This window comes from Pseudomonas fluorescens (assembly GCF_018614775.1).
Taxonomy (GTDB): Bacteria; Pseudomonadota; Gammaproteobacteria; order Pseudomonadales; family Pseudomonadaceae; genus Aquipseudomonas; species Aquipseudomonas fluorescens_BY.
Map to the genome: position 1 here is coordinate 1 of NZ_JAGGOF010000048.1, position 16465 is coordinate 16465.

Below are 16465 nucleotides of genomic sequence, written 5' to 3' on the forward strand. Positions count from 1 at the left end.
GCGAGCCTGCTCGCGATGGCCGCACCACCGATCTCACTCGCTGGCGAGGTCGTCCTGGAATTGATCCTTGACGTACTTGATCTCCGTCCGGCCATGGGGCGCGGGCAGGCCATCTTCCCCGAGGTTGACGAAGACCATTTTCTCCACGGTCAGGATGCTCTTGCGGGTGATTTTGTTGCGCACCTCGCAGGTCAGGGTGATGGAGGTACGGCCAAATTCGGTGGCGGTGATCCCCAGCTCGATGATGTCGCCCTGGCGCGAGGCGCTGACGAAGTTGATTTCCGAGATGTATTTGGTGACCACGCGCTGGTTGCCGAGCTGGACGATCGCATAGATCGCCGCTTCCTCGTCGATCCAGCGCAGCAGGCTGCCGCCGAACAGTGTGCCGTTGGGGTTGAGGTCTTCGGGCTTGACCCATTTGCGGGTGTGGAAATTCATGATCACTCCAGGAGGACAGCTGCAAGCTTGGAGCTTCAAGCTGCAAGATTGGTCTGTTAAGGCTTCTAACGTGGGGCTTGCAGCTTGCAACTTGTCCGCTGCTGCTTGCAACTACCCGCTCAAAGACAGTTATAATCGCCACCGCTTTACTTCGGTCCTCGCTTTGGACCGTTCCCGCCACCTGTCCGAGGGGCGCTGCAGCAGGCTCGACCTGTCAGGCTCGGATGGGGCGTTGTTTGTACGGGACAACCCGCACGAACACTAAACGCACAACGGCGCCCATTCGCATACATTACGAATGGAGACTCTTCATGAGCGCTGTTATCACGCCTGCCGATTTTACCGACTACAAAGTTGCCGACATGTCCCTGGCCGCCTGGGGCCGTCGCGAAATCATCATCGCCGAATCCGAAATGCCGGCCCTGATGGGTCTGCGCCGCAAATACGCCGGTGAGCAGCCGCTCAAGGGCGCGAAAATCCTCGGCTGCATCCACATGACCATCCAGACCGCCGTACTGATCGAAACCCTGGTTGCCCTGGGTGCCGAAGTGCGCTGGTCGTCCTGCAACATCTTCTCGACCCAGGACCAGGCCGCCGCCGCCATCGCCGCCGCCGGTATCCCGGTGTTCGCCTGGAAAGGCGAGACCGAGCAGGAATACGAGTGGTGCCTGGAGCAGACCATCCTCAAGGATGGCCAGCCGTGGGACACCAACATGATCCTCGACGACGGCGGCGACCTGACCGAACTGCTGCACAAGAAATACGCCGCCGTGCTGGAAAACGTCCACGGCGTGACCGAAGAGACCACCACCGGCGTACACCGCCTGCTGGACATGCTGGCCAAGGGCGAGCTGAAGATCCCGGCCATCAACGTCAATGACTCGGTGACCAAGAGCAAGAACGACAACAAGTACGGCTGCCGTCACAGCCTCAACGACGCCATCAAGCGCGGCACCGACCACCTGTTGTCGGGTAAGCAGGCGCTGGTGATCGGCTACGGTGACGTGGGCAAGGGATCGGCCCAGTCCCTGCGTCAGGAAGGCATGATCGTCAAGGTGTCCGAGGTCGATCCGATCTGCGCCATGCAAGCTTGCATGGACGGCTTCGAACTGGTTTCGCCGTTCATCGACGGGATCAACGACGGCACCGAAGCGAGCATCGACAAGGCACTGCTGGGCAAGATCGACCTGATCGTGACCACCACCGGCAACGTCAATGTCTGCGACGCCAACATGCTCAAGGCTCTGAAGAAGCGCGCCGTGGTGTGCAACATCGGTCACTTCGACAATGAAATCGACACCGCTTTCATGCGCAAGAACTGGGCATGGGAAGAAGTGAAGCCACAAGTGCACAAAGTTCACCGCACCGGCACCGGTAGCTTCGACCCACAGAACGACGACTACCTGATTCTGCTGGCTGAAGGCCGCCTGGTTAATCTGGGCAACGCCACCGGCCACCCAAGCCGCATCATGGACGGTTCGTTCGCCAATCAGGTCCTGGCCCAGATCTTCCTGTTCGGCCAGAAATACGCCGACCTGTCGCCGGCCCAGAAAGCCGAGCGCCTGACCGTGGAAGTACTGCCGAAGAAACTTGACGAGGAAGTGGCCCTGGAAATGGTTCGCGGCTTCGGCGGCGTGGTCACCCAACTGACCAAGCAACAGGCTGACTACATCGGCGTCACCGTCGAAGGCCCGTTCAAGCCGCACGCTTACAGGTACTGACAGCAGCTGCAAGCGTTGAGCTTCAAGCTGCAAGTAAAAGCAGTTTATTTACTTGCGGCTTAAAGCTCGGGCTTACTTCTTCATCGCTATTACGCAGCCGCGAGCTGCAAGCTTAAGCACAGGAATTCGGCGCAGTGCCCTCTTGTAGCTTGCAGCTTGCAGCTCGCAGCTGGAGGCCCCCCATGTCCCAAGATCGTCGCTACAGCTTCGAATTCTTCCCGACGAAGACCGATGCTGGGCATGAAAAACTGATTGCAACTGCCCGCCAGTTGGCGAGCTACAACCCCGATTTCTTCTCCTGCACCTATGGCGCCGGCGGTTCGACCCGTGACCGCACGTTGAACACCGTGTTGCAGCTCGAAAGCGAAGTCAAAGTCCCGGCCGCCCCCCACCTGTCCTGCGTGGGTGATAGCAAGGACGACCTTCGCAGCCTGCTGACCCAATACAAGGCGGCGGGCATCAAGCGCATCGTCGCCCTGCGCGGTGACCTGCCCTCGGGCATGGGCATGGCCAGCGGCGAACTGCGCCACGCCAACGAGCTGGTGAGCTTCATTCGTGAAGAAACCGGTGACCACTTCCACATTGAAGTGGCTGCCTATCCGGAAATGCACCCCCAGGCGCGCAACTTCGAAGACGATGTGCGCAACTTCGTCCGCAAAGCCAACGCCGGCGCCAACAGCGCGATCACCCAGTACTTTTTCAACGCCGACAGCTACTTCTACTTTGTCGAACGCGTACGTCAAATGGGTGTAGACATTCCTGTGGTGCCGGGGATCATGCCGATCACCAACTACAGCAAGTTGGCGCGTTTCTCCGACGCATGCGGTGCAGAAATCCCACGCTGGATCCGCAAGCAGCTGGAAGCCTATGGCGATGACACGTCCAGCATCCAAAGCTTCGGCGTGGAAGTCATCACGCAAATGTGTGAACGTTTGTTGCAAGGCGGCGCACCGGGGCTGCATTTCTATACCCTTAACCAGGCTGAGCCTAGCCTGGCGGTATGGAACAACCTCAAACTGCCACGTTAAGGACTTAACGTGCTGGTACAAAAGGCCTTGGCAAACACCAGGGCCTTTTTTACCCAAGACATCTGGAGGATTGCAGTAGATGCCCAACGGTCACAGGTTAACGACCCCACAACTGATCTACCTGGTCTATGGGGCCGACACCTATCATCAGGAAGCGCTGTTCAGCATTGCCAGCGCATTGGCTGGCCTGCGCAAAACACCGGATGAAGCCTTGGATATCCAGGTGTTTACCGACGACCCGACGCCCTACGCCGGCTTGCCGGTGCGGCTACGCCTCCTGGACAACGAGACCCGAAAGGCCTGGATCGAGCCCCATGGCTATCACTTCCGTGCCAAGCATGTGGTGATGCAGAAAGTGCTTCAAGAAGCGGAACTGGCATTGCTGATCGATACGGACACGTTCTTCCATTGCTCGCCCCTGGAACTGTTCCGTCGCATCCAGCCTGGCACCCTGCTGTGCAATACCATCGACCTCGGCTATGGCGCGAGCAAAGATTCAACGCTGTACGTGACGCTGGCGGATACGCTGCGCCAGCGGCAACTGGCAGATGACAGCATGCCCTTGCTGAATTCAGGGGTCATTGGTCTCAACTGCACGGACGCGAGCGTCCTGGATTGTTCGATTGCCCTCATGGATGAACTGTATCCACTGGCCAGAGGAGCCTACACCCTGGAAGAGTTTTGCCTTGCAGTGGCGGCCTATCGTTCGGTGGATTTGCGCGAATGCCCGGACCTGATCCATCACTACTGGAGTCGCAAGCAGCTCTTCCGCGCCAAGACCAAAGCCTGGCTCGATAAACACCGCGCCGCGCCCGTTTGCCAACAGGCGCTGGATGAGACAGCTCAGGTGACGACTGTCCTGCCCCGGCCACCCACGCTCCAGCGCTTGGCCTACAAGGTCATCACCCTGGCCCTGCCCAGTTATAAACGGCAATTCATGCGCGAGATCCTCTACGGTTGCTACCGCCACACCAATCAGTTCGATCAGGCCTGCGCCCCGGTCTGGTGGGAAAAAGCCCTGGAGAACGTCGAAAACCGCCTGAAAAAACCGCTGGAAGACCATGAGCTCAAGCGCTGGCTCAATCATCCGCTGATTCGCCTGGTATTGGGCGAACGCCGCGAAGTCATCTATAAGCATCTGGTGCAGGCAAAAGGTGGTTGAGGCGCAGGCCAGAGCGCTCTAGCTATTTGGTGAGCTCTCGTCGTAACCTCAGGGCCATGCCCGTCATTGTCCAGTTCCTGACTGCCTTTCTTCTCTTGTGTCTGAGCGTTGCCGCCCGGGCGGAGAAACTGCGCATTGTCACTGAGCCCTGGGCGCCCTATGTCTACGAAGAGAACGGCAAGGTCGTCGGACTGGACTACGAAACCACGGCCATCGTATTCAAACGCCTGGGCATCGACGTGGAATGGCAACTACTGCCATGGAAGCGCTGCCTGGCGATGCTCGAACAGGGGCTGGCGGACGGTGCGCTGGACATTTTCCACAGTGATGGACGCGATGCCACGCTGCTGTACCCCAGCGAACCGCTGTCGGATGTGGAGTTCGTGATGTTCTACGCCAATGCCCGGCCCCATCCGTTTCGCACATTCGATGACCTCAAAGGCCTGACCGTAGGCACGTCGCCCGGCTATCTCTACAGCCAGGCCTTCAGCGAATCCAGCCTGTTCGAGCGTGAAACGGCGCCGACCCACGAAGCCAACTTCGGCAAGTTGCAACTGGGCCGGATCGACTTGCTGATCACTGACCGCCGGGTCGGACGGTATGTGCTCAAGCAGATGCGACTCGGCGACCAGATCACCGAGAATCCGACAGTCGTGAGCCGCCAGAGCCAATACCTGGCCGTGCGGCGCAACGCCGGGATGGATTTGCTGGTACAACGCTTCGGCGCCGAACTCAAGCGCTTCAAGCGCGAACCGGCCTATGCCGAACTGAGTGCCCGGTATGGTGCCGGGCCGATTGCCAAGGCCATGCCGCCGGGTCAGGTCAACGCGCAAATACACCGTTGAGCAGCAGGAAAGCGGCGCAGGGCGTTTGCTCTGTTATACTCCGGCCTTCCCGCCAGGCTCACGCCCGGACGCCCGGTCTTGCAAAAGGTCTCCCGACACCGCTACAGCGCAGCTTCCAGCCCGCGCGAGCCTTGTCCGGACCCACCTTTCAGACCCGGCAGGACCGGACGGGATGACATTTTGATTGAACGTCGTTCGCGCCAGGCAAGACTATCCCATTGGGCCAGGCCCTCACTAAAACAGGATTACTCATGTCCTTTGCTTCCCTCGGTCTCTCCGAGGCTTTAGTCGGCGCCATCGAAGCCGCCGGCTACACCGAGCCTACCCCGGTGCAACAGCGGGCCATCCCCGCCGTGTTGCAAGGTCGCGACCTGATGGTTGCGGCGCAGACAGGTACGGGTAAAACCGGCGGTTTCGCCCTCCCGATCCTGGAGCGACTGTTTCCCAACGGTCACCCCGACAAATCCCAGCGTCACGGCCCGCGCCAACCGCGCGTACTGGTCCTGACCCCAACCCGCGAACTGGCTGCCCAGGTTCACGAGAGCTTCAAGACCTATGCTCGCGACCTGAAGTTCGTCAGCGCCTGCATTTTCGGCGGCGTCGGCATGAACCCCCAGGTCCAGGCCATGTCCCGCGGCGTCGACGTGCTGGTGGCCTGCCCCGGCCGCTTGCTGGACCTGGCCGGCCAGGGCAGCGTCGATTTGTCCCACGTGGAAATCCTCGTGCTGGACGAAGCCGACCGCATGCTCGACATGGGCTTTGTCCATGACGTGAAGAAAGTCCTCGCCCGCTTGCCTGCCAAGCGCCAGAACCTGCTGTTTTCGGCAACGTTCTCCAAGGACATCACCGACCTGGCCGGCAAGCTGCTGCACAACCCCGAGCGCATCGAAGTCACGCCGCCGAACACCACGGTCGAGCGTATCGAACAGCGTGTATTCCGCTTGGCCGCCAGCCACAAGCGCGCCCTGCTGGCGCACCTGATCACCGCCGGCGCCTGGGAGCAGGTGCTGGTGTTCACGCGCACCAAGCACGGCGCCAACCGTCTGGCCGAATACCTCGACAAGCATGGCCTGCCGGCCGTGGCGATCCATGGCAACAAGAGCCAGAACGCCCGCACCAAGGCCCTGGCCGACTTCAAGGCCGGCGAAGTGCGCATCCTGGTTGCCACCGACATTGCCGCTCGCGGCCTGGACATCGACCAGTTGCCCCACGTGGTCAACTTCGAGCTGCCGAATGTCGATGAAGACTACGTGCACCGTATCGGCCGTACCGGCCGGGCCGGTCGTTCGGGCGAAGCGATCTCGCTGGTCGCGCCGGACGAAGAAAAGCTGCTCAAAAGCATCGAGCGCATGACCCGGCAGAAAATCGCCGACGGCGACCTGATGGGTTTCGACGCCAGCACTATCGAGGCCGAGAAGCCTGAAGTGCGCGAACGTCCGGACGTGCGCAACCCGCGTAACGCCCGCGGCCCACGCGGCGACGGTCCGAATGGCGGCGGTGGCGGCGGTGGCGGCGGTGGCCGTAAAGACAAAGGCAAGGACAAGGGCAAGGAAAAACCGGCCAGCAGCAGCCGTGGCGAACGCCCGGCCCGCGAGCAGAAACCCCGCGAAGGGAGCCCAGCCCGCGAGCAACAGCGTCCGGCACCCCGTGCTGCAGCCGATCGTGCCCCGGACGAGTTCCTGGACGACGATGTCGACAACTTCGGTAACCGCGTCGACTACGTACCACAGCAGAAACCGGCCCAGGGTCGCGGTCGCCGCCCAGGTGCTCCGGCACCAGGTGCAGGTGCTGCGCCACGCGGTGGTCAGCCGCAAGGTCGCCAGAACGGTCCGCGCAACAGCAACGGCTCGTCCACCGGCACCCCGCCGGCCAAGCGCAGCGGCCCGCGCAACGGTGCTCCCCGTGACGGTCAGGCACGTCGCGATGGTGATGCCTCCCGCCCTCGCCGTCCGGCCGGTGACGACCAGCCTCGTCAGGAACCGGCGGTGCAGAACCCGCGCGGTACCCAGCCGAAGATCATGCACAAGGAATCGAAAGCCGATCGCTTCCCGACGCCTGAACAGCTGGATCAACTGCCGAGCCGTCCACGGGGCGAGAAGCCGGCGTTGCTGACCCGCAATCGCTGAGTTTCCCCAGCCTTGAAAAATGCCCCTGATCTCACGATCAGGGGCATTTTTTTGTTGCCACAAACCCCTTGTGGGAGCGGGCTTGCTCGCGAATGCGGTGTGCCAGGCAACGTTGGCTGCGACTGTTGCATCGCATTCGCGAGCAAGCCCGCTCCCACAGGGTTTCTGCATCACTTTTTCGAATTCGTATGGCCATAAAAAACGCCCCGCGGTCACAAGACCCGGGGCGTTCTTAGTCAGGCGCGAAAATTACTTCGCTTTGACACCTTCAAACGTGACGTACAGCTCGACCGCATCGGAGGTTGGCCCCAGGTCCATCTGCTTGCCGAAGTCGGAGCGCTTGATGCTGGTGGTGCCTTCGAAGCCGGCGCGGTAGCCGCCCCATGGATCCTTGCCTTCACCCAGGAACGTGGCCTTGACCACGATCGATTTGGTCACGCCCAGCAGGGTCAGGTCACCGGTGACGTCGGCGGTGTCTTTGCCATCGGCGTTCTTGCCGGTGGACTTGACGCTGGTGGACACGAACTTGGCCTCGGCAAACTTGCCTACGTCCAGGAAGTCTTTGCTGGCGATGTGCTTGTCACGCTCGGCATGGTTGGTGAACACGCTGGCGGTACGGACGTTGAACTCGATCTTGCTGTCTTCAGGCTTGGCGGCGTCGAAGCTGAACTTGCCGTCGATGTCCTTGAAGGTACCGGTGATGTAGCTGTAGCCCAGGTGACTGATCTTGAAGTCGACGAAGGCGTGCTGGCCGGTCTTGTCGACGACATAGTCGGCGGCCATGGCCTGGCCGGCCGACAGCAGTGCAGAACCGATTGCCAGGGCGGCGAGTGTCTTTTTCAACATGCTTTCTATTCCTTTGGAGTCGAGGTTGAACATCAGGCTTGGCGCCCCAGCATGCGCTTGAGGGTCGCGTCACGGTCGATAAAGTGGTGCTTCAATGCTGCCAATGCATGGAGGCCGGAAAAAATGACCAACGCCCATGCCAGGTAGAGGTGAATCAGGCCGGCGACGTCTGCCTGGTCGGGCAGTCCGGACACCAGCGCGGGTACTTCGAACAGGCCAAACACCGGGATCCCGACACCGTCTGCGGTGGAAATCAGGTAACCGGCAATCATCACGGCGAACAACCCGAGATACAGGGCGCCATGGCCGAGCTTGGCGCTGATACGGGTCAGGCGGCCGTAGGTCTGCAAGGTCGGCGGCGGCGGGCTGACGAAACGCCAGAGCACCCGCAGCAACATCACTGCCAGCAGCACCAGGCCAATGCTCTTGTGCAGGTCCGGCGCGTCTTTGCGCCAGGTGCTGTAGTAATCCAGGCCGACCATCCACAGGCCCAACGCGAACAGCCCGTACACCGCCAGCGCGACGCCCCAGTGCATGAAGATGCTGACCCAGCCATAGCGAGAAGAAGAGTTGCGTAGCTGCATTGCTCATATCCTGTAAAAACTGCGACCAAGACTAGCGGGTTATCTATCGATTTAAAGCGGAAAATTTCGCTCTGAAATATCGAGAAATACGATCACGAGTCTGGAGGGGATGGGTTAAGGAAAGATTAAAGGGGATACGGCCTGTGATATTAGCTTGATCAGGACCGGTCTCATCGCGAGCAGGCTCGCGATGAGTTTCTTCCAGGCAAAAAAACGCGGCTGACTCGCCGCGTTTTTTTATTGCCAGCCTTACTGAGCCTTTGTCTCAGTCGCCGCCGGTGTCGTTGCAGCCGGCTTGGCCGCTGGTTTCTTCGCCGGTTCAGCCTTTTTCACCGGAGCCTTGGCCGGGGCCTTTTTCGCCTCGGTCTTGGCAGCAGGTTTTTTAGCCGCAGGTTTAGCCGCTGCCTTCTTGGCCGGTTCAGCTTTCACCGGTACCGCAGGTTTCGGCGGCTCTACGGGGGCAGGCGCTGGAGCGGGAACAGGCGCCGGCGCTGGCGGTGCTACCGGTTCCGGTGCCTTGACCGGCTCCGGCTTCTTCTCGTCATCCGAGCCGCCGAACAGGTTGGTGAAGAAGTTGCCCTTCTTCGCCGCCACCGCGCCGGCTGCTGCCGCCGCGACCGGCGCCACCTTGGCCGGCTCGAAAGACTTGCCTGCCGCGAGGTCTTCCACCTGGCTGGCCGCGCGCTGGCCGCTGCGCAGGGCGCCTTCCAGGGTGCCTGGGTACAAGGTGTCGGTGTGTTCGCCGGCAAAGGCTACGCGTTGCAGCGGCTTTTCCCATAGGCGCCAGTACTTGCTGATCTGGCCGGGGCCAAAGGCCAGGTAGGCGCCGCCCATCGACGGATCGGTGCTGTAGCGACGGATTTCGTAGCCGGTAAATGCGCCACGGGCCTGTGGATAAAAGGCGTGCAGGCGGATGAGTACCTGATCGACCATCTGCTTGTCGCCGAAGGCCTGCATCACCCGGGCGTTGTCGCCGGACAGGTTGATGACCACGTTGGCGCCACCCTTCAGGGCCGGTTCTATCCACATCATGCCCAGACCGGCGTTGCTGTAGATCTCGCCGGACATGCGCGCCTTGCTGTCCCAGACCGGGGTCTTGAACTTGAGCATGATCTGGTCACGCCAGCCGTAGTTGGTGCCCTTGATCGCGCCCTGGTGCTGGGCATCGAGGGCCGGGGTCAGCTGGATCTTGTTCAGGGCGCGCAATGGCACCGCCAACACGACGTAGTCCGCCTGGTAGCCGACGCTGCCGACCTTGACGGTCACGCCGTCCTTGTCCTGGGAAATCGCCGATACCGGGGAGTTGGTCTTGATGGTTTTCAGTTGTTTGACGAACGCCTGGGCCAGTACCGGGCTGCCTCCGAGCAGGCGTGAGGCCCGCAGGTCACGATCGGACACACCACGGTAGACCCGGTTCTGCTGTGCGAAATACAGCAACGACAGGCGCGAAGGCTCGTCGTAACGGGTGCGAATTTCCTGGTTGACCAATTGCCGCGCAGTGGCCGGCAGTTGCAGACGGTCGAGCCAGCTGGACACGGTGATCTGGTCCAGTGCATGCAGCGTGCTGGTGGCCGCCGGGTTCTGCGGGTCTTCGATGGAGCGCGCCAGGTCGTCCAGGGTGGTTTCGTAGCGCTTCAGGGCTTCGGCGGTGGCCGGCTGCTTGGTGGCCAGGTCCGCCGCGGTGAAGTAGGTACCGTCGATCAGGTAGCTGGGGGTGCGCACGAATTCCGGGGCCGGCGTGGTGCTCAGCTTGAAGGTGGAGACGTACTTGTTCAGTACCGGCTGGGTCTTTTCATTGCCGATCCATTCACTGGTGGCCATGCCCGAGCGGCCGCCCAGGTCCGGCTTCGCTTCCAGCAACGTCACGGCCCAGCCTTTGCTCTGCAACTCGTAGGCCGCCGTGAGCCCCGCCAGGCCACCGCCGATGACGATGGCCGTCGGTTGTTTATCCTTGGCCAGCGCCGAAACGCTGAACAGCCCTATCATCACCAGCGCACAGGCGCGCAGCCAACCAGCAGACATTCAGCGAACTCCGGATTAAACGTAGGAAACTTCAGTTGTTCGAGCCAGTCGGCTCAGAGAGCGGCGAAGAATACGTCAGCCATCAAAACGCCGCCAGCGACGTCTATCGCCTTGGTCAAAGTAGCGCGGATGACACAATGGGTTGTCCGCGCGGCTGCCATTGCATAGGCTTGCGCGATTGTTTTGCCCGCGCCCGCCGCGAGCCGCCTCGAGGAGACTGTAAATGGGCCTGAATAACCAGTGGATGCAACGCGACCTCGCCGTGCTGTGGCATCCCTGCACCCAGATGAAAGACCACGAACAGCTGCCGCTGATCCCGATCAAGCGCGGTGAGGGCGTATGGCTGGAAGACTTCGAAGGCAAGCGTTACCTCGATGCCGTCAGTTCCTGGTGGGTCAACGTGTTCGGCCACGCCAACCCGCGCATCAACCAGCGGATCAAGGACCAGGTCGATCAGCTTGAGCACGTGATCCTCGCCGGCTTCAGCCATCAGCCGGTCATCGAGCTGTCCGAACGCCTGGTGAAGCTGACGCCGGAAGGCCTGACCCGGTGCTTCTACGCCGATAACGGCTCGTCCTGCATCGAAGTGGCGATGAAGATGAGCTTTCATTACTGGGTCAATCGCGGCCGGCCGGACAAGAAACGCTTCGTCACCCTGAGCAACAGCTACCACGGCGAGACCATCGCGGCGATGTCGGTGGGCGATGTGCCACTGTTCACGGAAACCTACAAGGCGCTGCTGCTGGACACGATCAAGGTACCCAGCCCCGACTGCTATCACCGCCCCGAGGGCATGGGTTGGGAAGAACATTCGCGCAACCTGTTCGTGGCCATGGAACAAACCCTGGCCGAGCATCACGACACGGTAGCGGCAGTGATCGTCGAGCCGCTGATCCAGGGCGCCGGCGGCATGCGCATGTATCACCCGGTGTACCTGAAACTGCTGCGCGAAGCCTGTGACCGTTACGGCGTGCACCTGATCCACGATGAGATCGCCGTGGGCTTCGGTCGCACCGGCACGATGTTCGCCTGTGAACAGGCCGGCATCACCCCTGATTTCCTCTGCCTGTCCAAGGCCCTGACCGGCGGCTACCTGCCGCTGGCGGCCTGCGTGACCACCGATGAGGTCTACAGCGCCTTCTACGACGACTACCCGACCCTGCGCGCCTTCCTGCATTCCCACAGCTACACGGGCAACCCGCTGGCCTGCGCGGCGGCCCTGGCGACGCTGGATATCTTCGAAGAAGACCACGTCATCGAAAACAACAAGGCCCTGGCCCAGCGCATGGCAAGCGCCACGGCGCACCTGGCCGATCACCCGAACGTGGCCGAAGTGCGCCAGACCGGCATGGTGCTGGCCATTGAAATGGTCAAGGACAAGGCCAGCAAGACCGCCTATGCGTGGCAGGAGCGGCGCGGCTTGACGGTGTTCCAGCACGCACTGGGGCGCGGTGCCTTGCTGCGCCCGCTGGGCAGCGTGGTGTATTTTCTGCCGCCCTATGTCATTACCCCGGAGCAGATTGATTTCCTCGCGCAGGTGGCCAGCGAAGGCATCGACATTGCCACCCGGGACACGGTCAGCGTGGCGGTGCCGAAGGATTTCCACCCGGGTTTTCGCGATCCGGGTTGAACCCTGAACTTCTCGTTCCCATGCTCTGTGTGGGAATGCATCCCGTGACGCTTCGCGTCACATCCACAGAGGACGCAAAGCGTCCCATGGCGGCATTCCCACGCGGAGCGTGGGAACGATCGAGAGAAAAAACATGAGACTGTCCCGCTTCTTCATCGACACCCCCCTGAGCCTCGGCGACCACGAACTGCCCGAAGCCCAGGCGCACTACATCAGCCGTGTACTGCGCATGGCCGAGGGTGATGCAGTGCAGGTATTCGACGGCTCGGGCCAGGAGTTTCGCGGCAGCCTGGCCGAAGTCGGCAAGAAACGGGTGCGGGTGAAACTGGACGAGCAGTTCGCCGGGCAGCTTGAATCACCCTTGCGCATCCACCTCGGCCAGGGCCTGTCCCGGGGCGAGCGGATGGATTGGGCGATTCAGAAAGCCACTGAACTGGGGGTCGGCGAGATCACGCCGATTTTCACGGAGCGCTGCGAAGTGCGCCTCAAGGACGAACGCGCCGACAAGCGCCTGCTGCACTGGCGCCAGGTCGCAATCAGTGCCTGCGAGCAGTGCGGGCGCTCCACCGTGCCGGTGATCCACCCACCCTTGTTGCTGGCCGACTGGCTGAAGCAGACCGAGGCCGAGCTGAAGCTGGTGTTGCACCCGGTGGCCGAGCCGTTGGTCAGCCATGCCCGGCCAGCGTCCCTGGCTTTCCTGATCGGACCCGAGGGTGGTTTGTCCGACGCGGAAGTCGAACAGGCCAGGACCGCCGGCTACCACGCCGCCCGCCTCGGCCCCCGGGTGCTGCGCACCGAAACCGCGCCCGTGGTGGCGCTGGCGGTAGCACAGCAGTTGTGGGGGGATTTCTAAACCACCATGAAAAAACCCTGTGGGAGCGAGCCTGCTCGCGATGGCGGTGGGTCAGTCGACATTGATACTGGCTGACATGGCGCTATCGCGAGCAGGCTCGCTCCCACAAGGGCCAATGGTTTCAGGCTCCAAGCACATAAGCCTTGATCGCCACGAAGTGCAGCAGGCTGCCGGCAATGACGAACAGGTGCCAGATGCCGTGGGCGTGGCGCAGGCGGCTGTCGAGGGCGAAGAAAATGATGCCCACGGTGTACAGCACGCCGCCCGAGGCCAGCCAGGTAAACCCGGCGCTGCCCAGGGCCGCCAGCAGCGGTTTGACCGCCACCAGCACGATCCAGCCCATTACCGCGTAGATCACGATTGACAGGACCCGCGCCTCGGAACGCGGTTTGATCTCCTGCAGGATCCCGATCAGCGCCAACCCCCAGACGATGCCGAACAGGCTCCAGCCCCATGCCCCCCGCAAAGTGACCAGGCAGAACGGTGTGTAGCTGCCGGCGATCAGCAGGTAGATCGAAAAATGATCAACCTTTTGCATGATCTCTTTACGCCGCCCGCGCACGCTGTGGTAAACCGTCGAGGCGCTGTACAGCGCCAGCAGGGTAAAACCGTAGACCGACACGCTGACAATCTTCCAGGGATCGCCGGTCAGCCCGGCAATCACCACCAGCCACACCCCACCGATAAACGCTGCGATGGCCCCAACGAGATGGGTCCAGGCGTTGAGTCGTTCCCCGTGATACATCGATTCTTGTCCCTCCATGATGAAACAGCCGCCAAGGCTCAGGCCTGCGGCGCAAAAGTGCAATGGTTTGCGACGAGTCTACCTGTGGGGGCCGAGCTTGCTCGCGATGGCGGCCTCACAGCCGACATCTCCATCGCTGAAACACCGCTATCGCGGGCAAGCCTTGCTCCCACGGGCTATTGAGGCACAATCGGGCGACACGAATAAGAGCCCGGCCCATGCTGATCGACGAAGAATTGACCCTGAAAAAACTCGAGGTGTTCCTGGCGTTCATGCGCACCGGCAACCTGGCGCGGGCGGCCGCCGAGTTGCAGACCAGCAATGTCAGCGTGCACCGGGCCATTCACTCGCTGGAAAGTGCCCTGCGCTGTCCGCTGTTCAAGCACGAAGGCCGCAATCTCACGCCGCTGGAAAGCGCCTACGTGCTGGAGGAGCGGGCACAGAAGCTGATCCAGGACGTGGTCGAAAGCGTGCGCCTGACCCGCGAAGCCGCCGGGTTTTCCGCGGAACGCTTCAAGCTCGGCTCGCTGTACTCGCTGACGGTCAAGACCGTGCCCCAGTTGATCATGGGCCTGAAGATCCGCCGCAGCGAACTCAATATCGACCTGATCATGGGCTCCAACATCGACCTGTTGTACAAACTCAAGAACATGGAGGTGGATGCGATCCTGGTGTCGCTGGACGACAGCGTCAACGACCCGGACTGCGAGCACATCGCACTGTTCTCCGACGACATCTTCCTCGCCACGCCGGCCGACTCACCCTTTGCCCAACGCAGCGAAGTGGACCTGGCCGAGGTGCGCGACGAGACCTTCATCACCTTGACCCAAGGCTTCGCCACGCACCAGGACGGCATCCGCGTATTCAAGCAGGCGGGGTTCGAGCCAAAGGTGGCGATGCAGGTCAACGACATCTTCACCCTGTTGAGCATGGTCAGTTCCGGGGTGGGCTATGCGCTGCTACCGGGCAGGATCGCGGCGGTGTACGAGAACCGGGTGAGACTGATCCCGCTGCAGGAAAAGTACCGGTTGCAACAGCACATCGGCGTGGTGTTTCTGAAGGCCAAGGAGCGCGATCCGAATCTGCTGGCGTTGCTTGCCGAGTGCCGGATGTATGCCCATCGCCAGGGCATCCCATGATCGTTCCCACGCTCTGCGTGGGAACGCAGCCCGGGACGCTCCGCGTCCCCAAAAGCGTGACGCGGAGCGTCACAAGAGGCATTCCCACGCAGAGCGTGGGAACGATCAACAACTACCCCATCAACCCGCGCATGATCAGAAACAGCAACGAAGGCCCCAGCAGGCACCCAAGCGCGGTATAGAACGCCGCCGTCAGGCAGCCATACGGCACCAGTTTCGGGTCGGTCGCCGCCAGCCCGCCGGCCACGCCGCTGGAGGTGCCCATCAACCCGCCGAAGATCACCGCACTGCGTGGGTTGTCGAGACCAATCATCGGTGCCACGAAAGGCGTCGCCACCATCACCAGGATCGCCTTGATCAACCCAGCGGCGATAGACAGCGCCATCACCTCGGAACTGGCACCAATGGCCGCTCCGGTGACGGGCCCGACGATGTACGTCACCGCCCCGGCGCCAATGGTCGTCAGGCTCACCGGGTCGGTGTATCCGAAGGCCAACGCCACGCCTACACCGGCAATGAACGAGGTGCCCACTCCGACAAACAGTGCCAGAACCCCGACGAAGCCAGCGCGCTTGAGCTCCTCGACACTCACGCCAAACGCCGTGGCGACAATGGCAAAGTCCCGCAGCATGGCGCCGCCCAGTAAACCAATCCCTGAAAGCAGGGGAATGTCCACCACGCCCTTTTGCCCTCCGGTCATCGCCCCGCCGATGTACGACAGTACCAACCCCAGCAGAATGGCGATGGCCGAACCGTGCAGGCGGCCCTTGGTGAACGTGTTGCTGATCCAGTACGACACCCACATGGTGATGCCGACAATTGCGAAACCACTGATCAGGCCGTAGCCGGTAATCACCTTCATCATTGATTCATACATGGCGATCACCCGACCGTCTTCACGGAAACATCGGCTCGAGGCCCTTTGTGGCCGATGCGCACCAGCACCGGCACCAAGGCAAAGGCAATCACCACCGCCAGGGTCCCGGCCAGAATCGCCATCGGCCCACCTTTGAGCGCGCCATAGACATTTTGCTGAGCCGCCATGGCAACCACGATGGGAATGTAGATCGCGCTCCAGAATTCCACGCCGGCCTCGGACTTGCCCTTGAACAGACCGCGTTTGCTCAGATAACTGCCCAGGCCAATCAACAGCAGCATCGCAATGCCGACGCCGCCGACGTTGGCCGGCACACCGATCAATTTGCCCAGCAGCTCGCCGATGAAGATACCCGTCAGGGTACAAAAGGCCAGAAACGCCACACCGTAGATAATCATTGCTGTAGTCCTCAAAGTGCATCGTCGAAGTTGTTGTTTTTGTGCTTCGCC

At 61.6% G+C, this 16465-nt stretch carries 14 protein-coding genes, 1 pseudogene and 1 riboswitch; of the genes and pseudogenes, 8 read left to right on the forward strand and 7 right to left on the reverse strand.

Annotated features, from left to right (window positions below; genetic code table 11):
* Positions 1-33: 33 nt before the first annotated feature.
* Positions 34-438 carry an acyl-CoA thioesterase gene (locus tag J7E36_RS13455; protein WP_215003641.1) on the reverse strand — a complete coding sequence of 135 codons (405 nt, stop codon included), beginning with the start codon at positions 436-438 and terminating at the stop codon, positions 34-36.
* Positions 439-619: 181 nt separating this feature from the next.
* Positions 620-726, forward strand: a riboswitch (S-adenosyl-L-homocysteine riboswitch).
* Positions 727-749: 23 nt separating this feature from the next.
* On the opposite strand from J7E36_RS13455, the gene ahcY reads away from it, so the two are divergent.
* The 5 genes and pseudogenes from ahcY (at position 750) to J7E36_RS13480 (ending at position 7320) form a co-directional block, all read left to right on the forward strand.
* The gene (gene ahcY / locus J7E36_RS13460) at positions 750-2159 is read left to right on the forward strand and encodes an adenosylhomocysteinase (protein WP_215003643.1); all 1410 of its coding nucleotides are present in this window, start codon (positions 750-752) and stop codon (positions 2157-2159) included.
* Between the two features lie 182 nt (positions 2160-2341).
* The gene (metF, locus tag J7E36_RS13465) at positions 2342-3187 is read left to right on the forward strand and encodes a methylenetetrahydrofolate reductase [NAD(P)H] (protein WP_215003645.1); all 846 of its coding nucleotides are present in this window, start codon (positions 2342-2344) and stop codon (positions 3185-3187) included.
* 79 nt (positions 3188-3266) lie between these two features.
* Complete coding sequence (locus J7E36_RS13470) at positions 3267-4349, forward strand: hypothetical protein (protein WP_215003647.1); 1083 nt, start codon at positions 3267-3269, stop codon at positions 4347-4349.
* Positions 4350-4405: 56 nt separating this feature from the next.
* Positions 4406-5213 (forward strand): annotated as a pseudogene (locus tag J7E36_RS13475) (substrate-binding periplasmic protein); the annotation flags it as partial.
* 232 nt (positions 5214-5445) lie between these two features.
* Positions 5446-7320 (forward strand): DEAD/DEAH box helicase, encoded by a 1875-nt coding sequence (locus J7E36_RS13480; RefSeq protein ID WP_215003650.1) that lies wholly within the window; start codon positions 5446-5448, stop codon positions 7318-7320.
* A gap of 249 nt (positions 7321-7569) precedes the next feature.
* Here the strand turns inward: J7E36_RS13480 and J7E36_RS13485 are convergent, their stop codons facing one another.
* The 3 genes from J7E36_RS13485 to J7E36_RS13495 form a co-directional block, all read right to left on the reverse strand.
* Positions 7570-8166 carry a YceI family protein gene (locus J7E36_RS13485; RefSeq protein ID WP_215003652.1) on the reverse strand — a complete coding sequence of 199 codons (597 nt, stop codon included), beginning with the start codon at positions 8164-8166 and terminating at the stop codon, positions 7570-7572.
* A gap of 32 nt (positions 8167-8198) precedes the next feature.
* Complete coding sequence (locus J7E36_RS13490; RefSeq protein WP_215003654.1) at positions 8199-8750, reverse strand: cytochrome b; 552 nt, start codon at positions 8748-8750, stop codon at positions 8199-8201.
* Between the two features lie 249 nt (positions 8751-8999).
* Positions 9000-10772 carry a flavin monoamine oxidase family protein gene (locus J7E36_RS13495; protein WP_215003656.1) on the reverse strand — a complete coding sequence of 591 codons (1773 nt, stop codon included), beginning with the start codon at positions 10770-10772 and terminating at the stop codon, positions 9000-9002.
* Between the two features lie 223 nt (positions 10773-10995).
* Here J7E36_RS13495 and J7E36_RS13500 point away from each other — a divergent pair, with 223 nt between their 5' ends.
* A complete protein-coding gene (locus tag J7E36_RS13500) occupies positions 10996-12402 on the forward strand; it encodes an adenosylmethionine--8-amino-7-oxononanoate transaminase (protein ID WP_215003658.1) in 1407 nt (468 codons plus the stop codon).
* Between the two features lie 133 nt (positions 12403-12535).
* Positions 12536-13255 carry a 16S rRNA (uracil(1498)-N(3))-methyltransferase gene (locus J7E36_RS13505; protein WP_215003659.1) on the forward strand — a complete coding sequence of 240 codons (720 nt, stop codon included), beginning with the start codon at positions 12536-12538 and terminating at the stop codon, positions 13253-13255.
* A gap of 121 nt (positions 13256-13376) precedes the next feature.
* Here J7E36_RS13505 and trhA read toward each other — a convergent pair whose 3' ends face one another.
* On the reverse strand, positions 13377-14000 hold the full coding sequence (gene trhA, locus J7E36_RS13510) for a PAQR family membrane homeostasis protein TrhA (RefSeq protein WP_215003661.1): 624 nt from the start codon (positions 13998-14000) through the stop codon (positions 13377-13379).
* A 218-nt stretch (positions 14001-14218) separates the two neighbouring features.
* On the opposite strand from trhA, the gene J7E36_RS13515 reads away from it, so the two are divergent.
* On the forward strand, positions 14219-15139 hold the full coding sequence (locus J7E36_RS13515; RefSeq protein ID WP_215003663.1) for a LysR family transcriptional regulator: 921 nt from the start codon (positions 14219-14221) through the stop codon (positions 15137-15139).
* Positions 15140-15251: 112 nt separating this feature from the next.
* Here J7E36_RS13515 and madM read toward each other — a convergent pair whose 3' ends face one another.
* Together madM and madL are read right to left on the reverse strand one after the other, a co-directional pair.
* A complete protein-coding gene (madM, locus tag J7E36_RS13520; protein WP_215003665.1) occupies positions 15252-16016 on the reverse strand; it encodes a malonate transporter subunit MadM in 765 nt (254 codons plus the stop codon).
* 5 nt (positions 16017-16021) lie between these two features.
* Complete coding sequence (gene madL / locus J7E36_RS13525; RefSeq protein ID WP_215003667.1) at positions 16022-16414, reverse strand: malonate transporter subunit MadL; 393 nt, start codon at positions 16412-16414, stop codon at positions 16022-16024.
* Positions 16415-16465 lie beyond the last annotated feature (51 nt).